Source organism: Paenarthrobacter sp. PAE-2, assembly GCF_026013155.1.
Classification (GTDB): Bacteria; Actinomycetota; Actinomycetes; order Actinomycetales; family Micrococcaceae; genus Arthrobacter; species Arthrobacter ureafaciens.
The window spans coordinates 36,410-50,823 of record NZ_JAPDNV010000026.1 but is presented as its reverse complement, the minus strand read 5'-3'; the positions used below and the strand labels follow the sequence as shown (position 1 = coordinate 50,823).

Here is a 14,414-nt window from a genome sequence, read left to right as displayed (position 1 = left end):
TGCGCTTGACGGGAGTGCGCATGCTCGTCATCGACGAGCTGCACAATATCCTCGCCGGGCAGGGCAACAGCCGCCGGGAGTTCCTCAATCTCCTGCGATTCCTGGGCAACGAGCTGCGCATCCCGATCGTCGGCGTCGGAACCCGGGAGGCATATCTCGCGGTTCGTTCCGATGATCAGCTAGAGAACCGGTTTGAACCCATCGTCCTTCCCTTGTGGAACACCGGTGCGGACACCCTGTCGTTATTGGCCAGCTTCGCGGCCGCCCTGCCCCTGCAGCGCCCCTCGGACATCGCTACCGCCGATATGGCGCAGTACCTACTCGCCCGAAGTGAGGGAACCATTGGCGAACTCGCCCGGCTCCTGACGACCGCGGCGATCGCTGCCGTGGAAAGCGGTGAAGAGCGCATCAATCGCCGCACCCTGGTCATGGCCGACTATGCAGGACCCACAGAACGGCGCCGCTTGTTTGAACGCGAACTGATGTGAGACCGCCGGAGCGCTGGCCCCTTCATCCGGCACCTGCAGCAACGGAATCATTTTCCTCCTGGCTGCGGCGGACGGCGAGCAGCTACGGCATGTACTCGTACCAGCTGCTCGAACACGCACTCGGCCACGGGGAGCTTAGCGACGCTGAGCTGGATCTGAACCCGCCACGGCACCTCCTCGACGAGCTCGCCAAGCGCACGGGCACCGAACAGCACCGCGTACATGCCATGACCATGGCCGGCTGGGTGCCATGGCTCTTCGACTCCCTCACCCCTGCACCCGATACCTACGAAACCTATGTGCACCAGCTCTCAGTACTCCTGCCACCGGCGCGACGCCAAATCTACACACCGCGGAAGTGGCAGCCATGGCTCGCGGAAACCCGGGTGCTGCGGGGATGCCGAGAATGCCTGGAGTCCGGCCCGACGATACTGCTCTTCTGGCAATTACCGCTCATGGCCAGCTGCCCGGGACACCGACACCGGCTCGAGACCTATGAAGGACACCCTGCGGACTACATTAAGTGGACAACCTCCGCCGAGGACCAGCGGGAACTCCCAGAATCATTGACCCTGATGGACCGGCGCACCTGGCAGGCAATAACAACAGGATCCGTGGACCTACCCCGGCGCTCGGTTCACGCCGGAGTCTGGTTCCGGCTGCTCAGGACCCTCCTGGATGAACTCAGCGCGCCCCAGGGACGATACGGCCGGCAACTGGAGGACGTGCGCCGGGTCTGGGACCATTGCGGCCACCCGTTCCGAGCCGGTCTGCACTCATGGCAACCCTTCGAGACCCTGCACTGGACCAGGCAGCAGCAACTGCTCGAAGCCGCTGCCGCCGCGATGGAAATGATCGAGGACGGCTCACTGACCGCCCTGGGTACCTCCGCGCACCTTCTGCGTCCCGAACCGAAGGCACCGATCAGCAGCGGGACCCCGCCCGGACCACCGACAGCCCGCGCAGGAGCGCAGAAGCAGCCGACACTGGACGAGCTCTGGAACATAGTGACGACTACCTTGGACGCATGCATCGCGGCAGCCAAAACCGATCCCGTGGTGGCGAAGCACCTCTTCGACTTCGCACACTACGGGTGTCGCAGTGAGGAAGCCGTTCGCGGTCTCAAAGACGCCTTCGCCGAGCTTCAGATCCCCCTCGACTCTCTGTCACAAACAAAAGGAAAGGAACCCTTTGCCTGACGTAGAATACGTAACGGGTTAAGTGACACGTTCCGATTTCGAATCAGTCAGAGGGTCTGCTATCACTTAAACGAACGTATAAGTGACAGGAGAAGTGGACCATGCTGGTTGCGTACATGCGGGTCTCGAAGGCGGACGGCTCCCAGACTACTAACCTGCAGCGCGACGCGCTCCTGGCCGCCGGCATCGGGGCGGACTCCCTTTACGAAGACATGGCCTCCGGAAAGAAGGACGACCGGCCCCAGCTGGCCGCATGCCTCAAGGCCCTGCGGCACGGGGACACCCTGGTCGTCTGGAAACTGGACCGGCTCGGACGAGACCTGCGGCACTTGGTCAACATCGTCCACGACCTTACTGAACGCGGCATCGGACTGAAGGTCCTCACCGGTCAGGGTGCCGCCATCGACACCACCACGGCCTCCGGGAAGCTGGTCTTCGGGATCTTCGCCGCACTGGCCGAGTTCGAACGCGAACTGATCTCTGAACGCACCCTCGCGGGTCTCGCGGCCGCCCGCGCCCGAGGCCGGAACGGCGGACGCCCGTACAAGATGACCCCCGCCAAGCTCCGGCTCGCCCTGGCGTCCATGGGCAAGCCCGGCACCAAAGTCGGCGAACTCTGTGCCGAACTCGGAATTACCCGCCAGACGCTGTACCGGCACGTATCGCCCAACGGAGAGTTGCGACCCGACGGTGAGAAACTACTTTCCCGATAGCCGCGGACGGCCTTGGCACATAGTTGTGGAACGAAATTAGCCGAACCGGGTTCGGGCGGTCCCACGGGTTCTCCAGGCCGGCGCCGGAACCCGGTACCTCGGAAGTGAGACTTCAGCGGTACCGGGCACGCGGCGCGAAAATAGCTGTGCCGTGGAACTATGCGGGTTGTCCTGCGAGGCCTGCCATTTCGTCGGCGTCGGAGCTGGGGACTTTCATCTCGAAGGTGTCGGTGACGACGGTGTAGTCGTAGTAGCCCATGCGCGCGATCGGTTTGGCCTTGGGGATGTCGATCCGTCCGTCCGGGGTAAGGCAGTTTTCGTCCAGGTGGATGCGTTCCACGGTGGCGTAGACGACGTCGATGCTTCCGACGGTGGAGTTGCCGGGGATCCGGTGGGTGGACAGGTACCGGCATTCAAAGTGGAAGGGGCTTTCGGCGACCATGGGTGTGTCGGAGAGATCGGCCTTCTTTTTCGTGACGTTGAGTCGGTCGAATTCGCTGTCGCCCGGCGGGAGTGCCATTGCACTGATGTTGACGGCTTCGCGGAGGTCCCAGGTGGCCATGTTCCATACGAACCAGCCGGTTTCTTCGGCGTTGATGACGGTGTCTTTACGCCTCCCGTCGGGATATTGGTTGGCGGCGAACATCACCATGGGCGGGTCGAAGGTCAGGTTCTGCCATTGGCTGTAGGGCGCGATGTTCTCCACGCCGTCTTTGCTGACGCTGGAGAGCCAGCCGATGGGCCGGGGGACCGTGAGGCTCTTGAAGGGGGCGAACGGCAGGGGGCTCTTCTCGAAGCCGGGATCATATTTCATGGGGGTACTCCTGTGCAGGCGTTAGCGGGTCAGATGGACGGGCGGGTCATGGCGGCAGCCTCTGGCTGTTCGTCCACGGCGGGGCGGGTGGAATACGGCGGTGCTTTGCGGGCCGGAGCGAACAGGTAATACAGGCCGCCGGAGACGGCCAGACCGATGAGCCATGCGATTTCGGCTCCCCCCAGCCATTCCGCGACGGGCCCGACGTAGAGGGGGCTGTTCATGAACGGGATCTGGATGAGGATTCCGGCGGCGTACGCGGCGATGGCGGTCCAGCTGATGCGCCCGTATTCGCCGTCCGGTTCGAAGAGTGCGGCGACGTTGTACTTTTCTTTGCGGACGAAGTAGAAGTCGACGAGGTTGATGGCGGACCACGGTGTCATGAAGTAGAGCAGGAAGAGCAGGAAATTGGTGAAGGCTCCGAGGAAGTTGTCGCTTGCGGCCAGGGCGATGCTCAGGGCTGCTGCGGAGATCAGGACGATGTAACCGGTCCTGGCTTTGCCGGTGATGATTTCGCGCCGGGTGACGGCGGTGACGATGGTGGCCAGGGACATGAACCCGCCGTAGGTGCTCAGGGTGTTGCCGGTGAGTTTTCCGCAGATCACGGCAAGCAGGACCAGCCATGCGAACCCGGCTCCAAGGTTGGCGAGGTATCCGACCTGGTTGGTGTTGAAGCTGTGGCCGCCGATCGCTGCGCCCAGGGCGCCCAGGATCATGGCGAGTGAGCCTCCGATCACGCTGCCGGCGAAGGTCCACCCCATGGTCGCACGCTGGGATGTGTTCTTGGGAAGGTAGCGGGAGTAGTCCGCAATGTAGGGGCCAAAAGTGAGCTGCCACGATGCCGCCAAGGAAATTCCCAGGACGAACGGGCCGATAGCGAAGTCAGTCTGTTGGATCAGAGCAGCGGCATCGGGGGCGGTGAGGATGCGAATGAAGAGCACGACGAACACGGCGGCGCTCAGCGCTGTGGCGATCTTGGAGAATTTGTGGATATAGCGGTAGCCGAAGATGGCCAGGGTCGTGGAGAGCAGCGCGAAGATCGTGGCGCCGGCCTGGACCGGCACATGGAGGAGGTCACCGATGGCCTGGCCCCCCAGGACGAGCCCGGTGGCGTAGAACCCCAGGTAGATAATCAGGGAGAGTACGAGCGGGAGGATGGCGCCATAGTAGCCGAACTGCGCCCGGCTCTGAATCATCTGCGGCACGCCCAGTTTGGGTCCCTGGGCGGAGTGAAGGGCGGTAACGAACCCGCCCAAGATGTTTCCGATGATGACGGCCGGGATGGCCCACAGGGCCGAGTTTCCCAGGATGACAAACAGCGCGCCGGTCACCACCGCAGTGATGGATGTGTTGGCGGCGAACCAGACAAAGAAGAGGCTTCGAGCCACGCCGTGGCGCTCGGTTTCCGGTATGTAGTCGATGGCGCGGTGCTCAATACGCGAGGATTTCATGGCTTCCTTCGTAGAAGAGGTGCAATGCAGCCTAAGGCCGGTACGGTCACCATTGACCGACATGCAACCGATATACCGGTAACATATGCTTTAGGATGTCCCTAAGTCAATGGGCTTTCCATCGCCCGGTGAATCGGGAGACGCGGTAGCCGGGGTGGCCCGGCTGGGGAGGAGTGGCCAGGTGGCGGAAAAAGGTAAGGCCGACGGCGCTTATGACGAGATCGAGCGGATGATCATCTTCCAGGAAATCACACCGGGGTCTTTGGTCTCCGAGTCGATGCTCACAGCCTCAACCGGGTTCGGCCGCACCCCGGTTCGTGAGGCCCTGCAGCGGCTCGCCCGGGAGGGCATGGTCCAGATCCACCCCAGCAAGGGGGTCCTCGTCCCGGCCGCTTCGGTCGACACTCAGCTGCGTCTCCTTGAGCTGCGCCGGGTTCTGGAGGCCTTGGCAGTGGAGCTTGCCTGCGGCCGGGCAGCTGGAGAGCACCGAAGGGAAATGGCTGCCATGGTGGACCGGCTCAAACACGAGGAATTCACCTTGGGCACTTACCTGGAGACGGTGAAGGAGACCCATCATCTGATTGTCGATGCCGCAGCCAACGAATACCTCGCGGATGCACTGGCCCCCGCCCAGGCTCTTTCCCGGCGCTTCTGGATCGCCCACATGCGGGACGAGGCAGACCAGATCTCACGGGGATCGACGCTTCACGGAAGAATTCTGGAAGCGATTCTCGCCAGAGATGATTCAGCGGCCAGGGCTGCCTCCCTGGCCCTGAACGACTACCTGGTGGACTTTGCCTACGCGGTCCTCGGCCATCTGCGGCCGCCGCGGAACAAGGATTCATCCGCAGCCTGACGGTTGAGGTGCATCCCGCGGACCTGATCTCCTTCTCGGTGCTGGAGTGCGGACAATGTCATGCGGTACGCGCGTTTACCCTCGAGTTGCCGCGGCTCGACCCACACCTCGTGGCCTTCGGCAGCTTCGATCAGCACCCGGCCGGCGAGCCCGTCGGCGGCGATCCAGAGGGCCGACGAGTCAGGCATGACGTCCTCGACGAGTCCTTCGCGAAGGACGGTGCCGTTCTTCCGGACCTGCACGAGGGCACCGCGGAGGTGCTCCCAGGCGTCATGGCGGTAGGAGGTCATGAGGGTGCCTTTCGTTCAGCGGTGAGGGTTCGGGATGCGCGGCGGTGCGTCCGGGCACGGCCAGGGTGATGGCCCGGACTTGACTGCCGGATTTAGCGGGCGATGATGACGTCGAGCTTGCGGGGCCCGTGGACTCCCTCGACACGTTCGAGTTCAATATCGCTGGTGGCACTCGGCCCGCTGATCATGGTCAGCGGCCGGGTGCCGTCAATCCGGCGCAGCGCCTCCGGCAGGATCCCGGCAATGTCGGCGACTTTCACGACGCAGATGTGGTGGTCAGGGACGAGGGTGATTGCCCGGCGGCCCTGGTTGGGACTGCCGTCCAGGATGATGGTCCCTGTCTCGGCGACAGCGACAGCACTGCCGGTCACGACCGCGTCGATACCATCGAGCTCGAGGACGCTCAGTGGAGCCGCGGCCGAATCGGTGTGGCGACGGTTGTCGTGGTCGAGTTTGAGGTCGCTGAGCCAGCCGGCGTCCAGCCCCGCAGGCAGGACGTAGCTGCGCGCTGCCGCGAGCAGTTCAGCAATCCGTGCGGGCACCTCTTCGGCGTCCACGACGGAGACCTGGGCTTTGTAATCGATCAGGCGGTCCACCAGCAGGTGGATCAGGGCATCCTCGTCCAGATCGGATGAGGACCGGTACCCGCGGGGAACTTCCGGTACTTTGGGGCTGTCTTTCAGGGCGGTGCGGATCCGTTCAAGGATCTCATTGCGTGCGCTCATGTCTGGTCTTCCTGGTGTTCTGAGGGCTGGTTATCTGACGCCGCGGGGGCAGCGCCGGTGGCCGGGGGCCGGTGTTCCTTCTTCCACCAGTCGCGGAAAGACTGCGACGGCGGCGCGGGGATATCCCTGCTTTGGGTCCAGCCGGCGGCGATTCCGGGCAGTTTGGTGATCTTCTTGTCCGGGCCCGCGGCCAGACGTCCCAGGGGCAGTCCCTTCTCGATCAATCCCAGTCGTTTGCCCGACGACAGGGCCCAGGACGCGGCGTTCATCCCAACGTCCATTTGGCTGGGGATTTTCTTCTTCCCGCGTTTGCTGTCCACGTCCACGCTGCGCAGGTGCACCAGGATGTCCGGAATGTTGATCTTGACCGGGCAGGCGTCGTAGCAGGCCCCGCACAGCGAGGACGCGTACGGCAGCGAACTGTTCTCCTCGGCTTGAATACCGGTCATCAGCGGCGAAAGGATCGCCCCGATCGGTCCGGGGTAGGTCGATCCGTAGGCGTGGCCGCCGGTCCGTTCATAAACCGGGCAGACGTTCATGCAGGCGCTGCAACGGATGCAGTGCAGGGCCGAGCGGCCCATTTCGTCGGCCAGGGCGGCGCTGCGTCCGTTATCAAGCAACACCAGGTGCACGTTTTGGGGCCCGTCGCCGATGGTGACACCGGTCCACAGCGAGGTGTAAGGGTTCATCCGCTCCCCCGTGGAGGAGCGGGGCAGCAGCTGCATAAAGACTTCAAGGTCCTGCCAGGTCGGCAGGAGCTTTTCGATGCCCATGACGGTGATTAGTGTCTCCGGCAGGGTCAGGCACATGCGGCCGTTGCCCTCGGATTCGACGACGGCCAGGGTGCCCGAGTCAGCAAGGGCGAAGTTGGCCCCGGAGACAGCGACTTTGGCAGTGAGGAATTTACGGCGCAGGTGTGCCCGGGCTGCCGCGGCGAGGCGGGCCGGCTCGTCGGTCAGCTCCCGGTCGACGCCCTCCATTTCGCGCAGGAAGATGTCCCTGACCTGGGTCCGGTTCTTATGGATCGCCGGGACGAGGATGTGGCTGGGCTTGTCGTGGTCCAGCTGGACGATCAGCTCGGCCAGATCGGTTTCGTAGGCCGCGATGCCCTGCTCTTCAAGGTATTCGTTGAGACCGATTTCCTGGGTGGCCATGGATTTGATCTTGACCGCTTCGGTTTCCCCGGTTTCCCGGATCAGACCGGCGACGATCCCGTTGGCCTCATCGGCGTCGCGGGCCCAGTGGATCACGCCGCCTCGGGCGGTGAAGTTTTTCTCGAACTGTTCGAGGAGTTCGGGAAGGCGGGCCATCACGGATTCCTTGATTGCGGATCCGGCGTCGCGCAGTTGTTCCCAGTCCGGCAGTTCGGAGACCACTTGGATGCGTTTGTCTCGGATGGTGTGGGTGGCGTGGCCGAGGTTGGCCCGGAGCTGGGCGTTGCCGAGTTCGCGGTGCGCGGCCTGGGGGAAGGATTCGGAGGCGTGCAGGTTGCCCGTGCCATGAACGGGGAGGGAGGGCATACCCAGGTAGGTGCTCATCGTGTGGCCTTTCCGGTGGTGACGCGGACTTCGCCGGTGACAGAGGCCGGTTCTTCCAGAGTGCTGGCGAGGATTTCGGCCAGGTGCAGGGTGGTGACGTCGCTGCCCTGGCGGGAGAGGCCGCCGCTGATGTGCATGAGGCAGGAGGCGTCCCCCCCGGCGCACAGGCTTGCCCCTGTTGCCGTGATATTCGCCGTCTTGTCCTCGAGCATGGCGGAGGAGACGTCGGCGTTCTTCATCGAGAACGTGCCGCCGAAGCCACAGCACTGGTCAGCCTCCGGCAGTTCGGCCATGTCGATCCCTGCGACACTGCCCAGCAACCGCGCCTGCCGGTCCCCGAGCCCGAGCAGGCGCATGCCATGGCAGCTCGGGTGGTAGGTGACACGGTGCGGGAAGTAGGAACCGAGCTGCGCGCCAGCATCGGTCACGCCGAGCACGTCCACCAGCAATTCGGAGAGCTCGTAAGTTTTGGCGCCGACTGCGGTTGCACGTGTTTCCAGATCCTTGTCGCCGCACGAGCGGGCGACCATAGGGTGCTGGTGCTTCACCGAGGCGACGCAGGAGCCGGACGGGGCAACCGCGACGTCGTAGTCCTCGGTATCAAAGGCGGCGACGTGGTTGGCGATCACGGGGACAGCTTCCTTGAGGTAGCCGCTGTTGACGTGCATCTGCCCGCAGCAGGCCTGGCCCGACGGGAACACAACTTCGTGTCCCAGCCGTTCCAGGATTTTCACGGTGGCCCGCGCTGTGGCGGGGTACATCGCATCCACGATGCACGTAGCGAACAAAGCGATTCGCATGGCAGCCTTTCGGGCTAATGGGTTGTGGTCTGACCATAGTAGATCACGTGACCGACGCCACTGGCAACCGGCGGCTCCAAGTGAAGCTGCTCACACTTTCAGAAAAATCTACGCTACACTCTGATGGTCCGACCACAAAGGTCTGACCATACCCCCCTGCCGTCCCCCTCAATGTGGAGGAACTCCGTGGATCAGTTCACACCCAGCACCGACCCGGTGCTCAACAGCGTCATGTGGTCGGCCATCGTCGCCCTGCTGCCGCTCCTGACGTTCTTCATCCTGCTTGCCGTCGTCAAAACCCGCGCCCATGTCGCCGGTGCCTTTGCGCTCCTGGCTGCCCTCCTGGTCGGAATATTCGCGTTCCAGATGCCGGCCGGGCTGGCGCTGCTGTCCGCTACCCAGGGCGGGGTTTTCGGTGCCTTCCCTGTCTTGTGGATCGTCATCATGGCCGTCTGGCTCTACCAGGTCACGGTCCTCAGCGGACGTTTCGAGGACCTCCGCCGCGTCTTCGACGTGATCGGCAAAGGCGACGTGCGCCTCCAGGCGGTCCTGATTGCCTTCTGCTTCGGCGGGCTGCTCGAAGCCCTCGCCGGGTTCGGTGCGCCGGTCGCCATCACCGCCACCATGCTGCTGGCGCTCGGACTGCCGCCGCTGCGCGCAGCCGCCGCCGTTCTGGTCGCCAACACGGCACCTGTTGCCTTCGGCGCCATGGCCATCCCGATCACCACCGCGGCCGGCCTCACCGGACTGCACGCCACGGACATTGCCTCCGTCGTGGGACGTCAGGCTCCGCTACTGGCCACCATCGTGCCGCTGATCCTGCTCTTCATCCTCGATGGCCGCAAGGGCCTGAAAGACTGCTGGCCCGCAGCCCTCGTTGTCGGTTTTTCCTTCGCCACCGCACAGTTCCTGTGCTCCAACTACTTCTCCTACGAACTCACCGATATCGTCGCCTCCCTCGTAGGCCTCGGCGCGGCTGTCCTGTTCTTCCGCGTCTGGACGCCCAAGGGAAGCGTCGCAGCACGCCAGCGTCTCGGAGCAGCCTTTGATGCAGCCTCGAAGAACACAGCCTCCACCACCGCCGGCGGCGGCTCCCGGCGCGCATCGGCAGTCGCCGTCAGCGAAGCCGCTGCAGACCGGTTGACCCCAACCCGCACCTGGCTCGCCCTGTTCCCGTACTTCCTCGTCATCGTCGTCTTCGGCATCGCCAAGCTATGGAAACTCGGTGCGGACGTGCCCGCATTCCTCGCCTCGACCGACGTCAGAATCCCCTGGCCGATCCTGCACGACGCGCTGGTCAATGCCGAAGGCAAACCCGTCTCCTCCACCATCTACTCCTTCCAATGGCTCTCCACCCCCGGAACCCTGCTGCTGATCACCGGCCTGATCGTCGCCTTCGTGTACTCGAAGTACAACGACGGCGGCCGCTACCCCATCACAGTGGCTAACGCGGTGAAGGAGATCGGCCGCACCATCTACAGGATGCGCTGGGCCGGACTGACCATCATCACCGTCCTCGCACTCGCTTACGTGATGAACTTCTCCGGGCAGACAGTATCCATCGGCACATGGCTGGCCGGCACTGGCACCTTCTTCGCGTTCCTCTCACCCGTCCTGGGCTGGATCGGCACGGCCGTCACCGGCTCCGACACGTCAGCCAACGCGCTCTTCGCCAAACTCCAGCAGACCGCCGGCCTGAAAGCAGGCATCGACCCGAACCTCCTCGTCGCCGGAAACACCTCCGGCGGCGTCGTCGGGAAACTGATCAGCCCGCAAAACCTGGCCATCGCCGCGTCCGCGGTCAACCTTGAAGGAAAGGAATCGGTGATCCTGCGTAAAGTAGTCGGATGGAGCGTAGCGCTGCTGCTGGTGCTTTGCACCCTCTCCTACCTCCAGTCCACCCCGATCCTCGGCTGGATGCTGCCTTAGCATCCCGCCTACTCCAGACGCAGTGTGCGGGCCACCCCAGACCCGCACACTGCCCGCCCTTAAGGAACAACCGTGAGCACCGCCGAAGCAGGAGCAACCCCCCGCCGTCGCACCCATGACGCGCTCCTGAAAGACATCGAAGCGGACCTGCGCTCGGGCAAAATCACGGTCGGGGACCGCCTCCCGGGCGAACGCACACTCGCCGAAAACTACGGCATCTCACGGGCCTCCGTACGCGAGGCCATCCGGGTCCTGGACGCCATGGGAATCCTGCGAAGCTCCGTCGGGTCTGGGCCCACCTCCGGAGCCATCGTCATTTCCGATCCTTCCGCGGGCCTATCATCGGCCCTGCGGCTGCACGTAGCCACCAACCGGCTCCCGGTCGCGGACATTGTCCAGACCCGTATCCTGCTCGAAACCTGGACAGCCCGGGCCGGCGCTGCCCGCACCGGAGGGTACGAAGACCTGGAACAGGCATCCCAGCTCCTGCACGCCATGGACGATCCAGACATCGACCGGGCCGCGTTCCACGAACTCGACGCCCGCTTCCACGTGGCGCTGAGCTCGCTCGCCGGGAACGCGGTGGTCGCCACCATGATGGAATCCCTGTCCGGATCCATCGTCGGCTACGTCAAAGGTGCGATGGACGCCATGGAAACGTGGCCGGACGTCATCGCCACGCTACGGACCCAACACCACCACATCTTCGACGCCGTCCAAGCACACGACGGAGAACTCGCAGCCCGCCTCCTGCAAGAACACATCGAATGGTTCCACCAGAAGGCACAGGAAGCGACCGCACCCCGGGACGGACACTGAGGCCCTGATCCTCCCGGCGTTCTGACATGACGCGGGGGCAGGGCTGCCACACAGCGCCCGCCGTCATCCCGCGTTGACCTGTACGGTTCCAACCCAACCGACTCCGGGTGCAGACGACTTCTGACATTCTGTGCAGACGACTTCTGAAACTGACATCAAAACTCGTCGCCGTAATCAAGGTGGCTTAAAACTGCAACAGGGGGGTTTTGACGTGTCGCCACAATCGGACATTGGCTACGGCAGAGTGAGCACCAGAGATTAAGTAGTAACTTCCCAAGTAGATGCTCTGCTCGAAGCCGGGGCCGTCAAAATTTTCCAAGAGCACGCATCGGAGGTGACACAGCCCAGACCGCAGTGGCAGTTGTGTCATGCGTACCTTCAACCAGGGAATGTCCTCGTGGTTACCGACTTGACGAGGCTTGGAAGAAGCACAGCGGATCTCTCTTCGATAGTTGGCACGTTCGGCGAGAAGCGAGTGGGATTTCGATCACTGGCCTAACCTTGGCTTGATACAACGACGGCACATGGGCAACTCATCTTTGGCGTGTTTGCGGCGCTGGCTGAGTATGAGCGGTCTAGGCTCTCGGAGCGCACTCGTGGGGGCTTGGCTGCAGCACGAGCAAGAGGTAGAAAAGGGGGACGTCCTCGGGCCATGACACCGGCAAAGGAAGAAGCGGCGCATCACCTTCGAGCGCAAGGGAAAACACTCCAAGACATTTCGGCCGTCTTGGGTGTCAGTCTTTCGACTGTGGTAAGAACCTTCGGGTCTCAAGGCCGGGTAGCCCCTGAGCGGGGGGGGACAGGTGATGACTACGAGAACCGTTTCCTATACCGGCGATCCCTTTTTCGGCGTGTGGAATTTCGGCGGCCGGCTTAGGAGTTACGACAGTCACACCGAGGTGCTCGTCATTCATCGTTCGGATCTAGATTTGTGTACGGGTACGGACCTTCAATGGGCTTTACTGCGGGCGGAGGAAGAAGGTGGTCCGGAGAAGGTTCACGTTACGTCCGTTCCTGAGGAACACGCGGATGTGGAGGGAGTTCCAGTTGAAGACGTTGTCTTCGAGCTTGTGGATGGGGCCCTTACCGTCTCGTTCGAATTTTGGGACGAGTTTCCCAAGGAAGAGGAAGAAGGCGAACTGGAGCTCGTGGTCGCTGCTCTGCAGCCCCTGCTGGCGCGACACCGAGCGAACCTAATCTCGGTTAGCGGGGACGACTATTCAGGCGTAGTGAGAATCTGGAACGTGCAGCTGGGATTCAAGCTCAGAGGCCGTAAGCTAGCAGCTCTTTTTGACGCTGGGATGGACATGCTCAATCTCATGCAGGCACTGGCCGGCGGAAAAATGACCCGGGAGTCAGCTGGAAACGTGGTGCGCGGGGGACGTGCGGATGTGCTGATCGGCCAACCCGAAGGGCATTGGCTGGAGGTGAAGAGTCAGCATTACGACCTTCAGACGCCCAGCGGGCAGATCTCGCTTGCTCAAGCTGTCTCACGCTTCTGCAACAGCGAAGACGGGGGAATGATTGTGGTCGGCATGTCGACGAAGAAGTCTCCAGAGGGCGAGTACATTCGCAAGTTGAACCCGATGCCGGTGAGGCCGGGTGTTGTCCGCACGTATCACCGGGTGCTGGAAAATCGGTTGTTTCCGCTGGTTAGGGACCTTCGGATAGAGGCAATTTCAAGTGGACCGGATTCAGAAATCGTCCTCGTGGACATCCCCCCTCAGCCGGAGGAGCTGAAGCCCTTCCTAGTCTCCGGGACGATAATTGACGGAAAGGTCGATGGAGCCTTTATCAGTATCGTTCGGCGCAGAGGTGAAGGTTCTGTTCCCACCACGGCCCAAGAGATCCATTCGACGCTAGTAGCTGGCCGGGCTCTCCTACGACGGGGACATCTTCCGCCTGATCATTCAGGGCAAGGAGCAATCAGCGAAGACTACCCAGAGACCACGCCGGCGAAGTCGATGGGCACATGACCAAAGAATCAACTCCAGAGTCATGGTCTAGCGTCTTTAAAGATTTGGTTGAACTCATCGAGCATGCGCCCCCACCTCCACGCCGTGAAGCGGGGGAGTGGACACGAGAAGACCAGGCTGGCGCTCATGCTGTCGCTGTGGCATGGGGCTGGCTCACACGAATAAGGCGAACCTGCGAAGCAGTATTTCTACTGGAAAAGTCGCACTTCACGGCTGAGAGCCGCCCTTTGATTCGCTCAGTCATAGAGCACACGATCTGGCTTGTATGGGCCGCGAGTCTCGAACGGCACCGTTTCGTAGAAGCGCTACTCCGAAATAAGCAATGGAGTCTAGGCCGAACTCTGGAAGCAGCTGAGAAGGGATGGCCGCTACCGCCCGAGCTGCAACAAGCCATAAGAGAATCCCAAGCTGAGGCCAGTGACGAATTCAAGGAGCTGGATATCTACAGGCACCTGGCGAAAGTCGTTGAAACAAATATCAAAGTTTTGGGAGGGCCATATCAATATTGGCTCTTGGAAACCCTCTACAGCCACCCGACCCTCCATAGCGCGAACGACTACTTTGCACCGAACAAGGCTGGCCTTGGCTGGTCCCTTTACGATGATCCTGAGCCTTCTGAGAGTCGCATGGACATAGTGCTTCCGTCGTTTCTAATAATGGCCATAGCGGCATTCGGTTCCGTCGCAGGGCTCAGTGGATATTTTGACGGCCCACTCACGGAAATCGAGAAGAAGATGGTGGCTCTCCGAGCAAACCCCGCTTAGTTTTCGTTCGCCGCTGGCAGGGTAATCCCACCAGCTATGACCTAGGCACCAA

14 protein-coding genes and 1 pseudogene are annotated in these 14,414 nt (G+C 62.5%); 9 read left to right on the top strand and 6 right to left on the bottom strand.

The window, feature by feature from the left end; genetic code table 11:
• The 3 genes from OCL88_RS15190 to OCL88_RS15180 form a co-directional block, all read left to right on the top strand.
• The coding region (locus tag OCL88_RS15190; protein ID WP_264963037.1) for a TniB family NTP-binding protein at positions 1-488 on the top strand (488 nt) is incomplete at its 5' end.
• Entirely contained in the window at positions 485-1,687 is a 1,203-nt protein-coding gene (locus OCL88_RS15185) for a TniQ family protein (protein ID WP_264963036.1), read from the top strand. The genes OCL88_RS15190 and OCL88_RS15185, both read left to right, overlap by 4 nt.
• A gap of 101 nt (positions 1,688-1,788) precedes the next feature.
• Positions 1,789-2,400: a recombinase family protein gene (locus tag OCL88_RS15180; protein WP_021472078.1), complete on the top strand. Its 612-nt coding sequence runs from the start codon at positions 1,789-1,791 to the stop codon at positions 2,398-2,400.
• A 157-nt stretch (positions 2,401-2,557) separates the two neighbouring features.
• Here OCL88_RS15180 and OCL88_RS15175 read toward each other — a convergent pair whose 3' ends face one another.
• Both OCL88_RS15175 and OCL88_RS15170 read right to left on the bottom strand, forming a co-directional pair.
• The gene (locus OCL88_RS15175) at positions 2,558-3,214 is read right to left on the bottom strand and encodes a flavin reductase family protein (protein WP_021472079.1); all 657 of its coding nucleotides are present in this window, start codon (positions 3,212-3,214) and stop codon (positions 2,558-2,560) included.
• Positions 3,215-3,243: 29 nt separating this feature from the next.
• The gene (locus OCL88_RS15170; protein WP_021472080.1) at positions 3,244-4,665 is read right to left on the bottom strand and encodes a purine-cytosine permease family protein; all 1,422 of its coding nucleotides are present in this window, start codon (positions 4,663-4,665) and stop codon (positions 3,244-3,246) included.
• A gap of 109 nt (positions 4,666-4,774) precedes the next feature.
• Here OCL88_RS15170 and OCL88_RS15165 point away from each other — a divergent pair, with 109 nt between their 5' ends.
• A complete protein-coding gene (locus tag OCL88_RS15165) occupies positions 4,775-5,521 on the top strand; it encodes a GntR family transcriptional regulator (protein WP_082038871.1) in 747 nt (248 codons plus the stop codon).
• Here OCL88_RS15165 and OCL88_RS15160 read toward each other — a convergent pair.
• From OCL88_RS15160 to OCL88_RS15145, 4 genes are all read right to left on the bottom strand, one after another.
• The gene (locus OCL88_RS15160; protein WP_052474142.1) at positions 5,464-5,811 is read right to left on the bottom strand and encodes a hypothetical protein; all 348 of its coding nucleotides are present in this window, start codon (positions 5,809-5,811) and stop codon (positions 5,464-5,466) included. The two genes, OCL88_RS15165 and OCL88_RS15160, sit on opposite strands and share 58 nt — an antisense overlap.
• 92 nt (positions 5,812-5,903) lie before the next feature.
• On the bottom strand, positions 5,904-6,536 hold the full coding sequence (locus tag OCL88_RS15155; protein ID WP_021472083.1) for a LutC/YkgG family protein: 633 nt from the start codon (positions 6,534-6,536) through the stop codon (positions 5,904-5,906).
• Positions 6,533-8,074 carry a LutB/LldF family L-lactate oxidation iron-sulfur protein gene (locus tag OCL88_RS15150; RefSeq protein WP_021472084.1) on the bottom strand — a complete coding sequence of 514 codons (1,542 nt, stop codon included), beginning with the start codon at positions 8,072-8,074 and terminating at the stop codon, positions 6,533-6,535. The genes OCL88_RS15155 and OCL88_RS15150 overlap by 4 nt, the downstream gene beginning before the upstream one ends.
• The gene (locus OCL88_RS15145) at positions 8,071-8,874 is read right to left on the bottom strand and encodes a (Fe-S)-binding protein (RefSeq protein WP_021472085.1); all 804 of its coding nucleotides are present in this window, start codon (positions 8,872-8,874) and stop codon (positions 8,071-8,073) included. The genes OCL88_RS15150 and OCL88_RS15145 overlap by 4 nt, the downstream gene beginning before the upstream one ends.
• A gap of 186 nt (positions 8,875-9,060) precedes the next feature.
• On the opposite strand from OCL88_RS15145, the gene OCL88_RS15140 reads away from it, so the two are divergent.
• From OCL88_RS15140 to OCL88_RS15120, 5 genes and pseudogenes are all read left to right on the top strand, one after another.
• Positions 9,061-10,803, top strand: coding sequence for an L-lactate permease (locus tag OCL88_RS15140; protein WP_021472086.1), 1,743 nt, complete (start codon positions 9,061-9,063; stop codon positions 10,801-10,803).
• Positions 10,804-10,875: 72 nt separating this feature from the next.
• Entirely contained in the window at positions 10,876-11,622 is a 747-nt protein-coding gene (locus OCL88_RS15135) for a FadR/GntR family transcriptional regulator (RefSeq protein ID WP_021472087.1), read from the top strand.
• Between the two features lie 286 nt (positions 11,623-11,908).
• Positions 11,909-12,499, top strand: a pseudogene (locus OCL88_RS15130) (recombinase family protein).
• A complete protein-coding gene (locus tag OCL88_RS15125; RefSeq protein WP_021472088.1) occupies positions 12,429-13,598 on the top strand; it encodes a helix-turn-helix domain-containing protein in 1,170 nt (389 codons plus the stop codon). The pseudogene OCL88_RS15130 and the gene OCL88_RS15125 overlap by 71 nt, the downstream one beginning before the upstream one ends.
• Positions 13,595-14,362, top strand: a complete 768-nt coding sequence (locus OCL88_RS15120) for a DUF5677 domain-containing protein (protein WP_152343067.1) — start codon at positions 13,595-13,597, stop codon at positions 14,360-14,362. The genes OCL88_RS15125 and OCL88_RS15120 overlap by 4 nt, the downstream gene beginning before the upstream one ends.
• Positions 14,363-14,414: the final 52 nt, after the last annotated feature.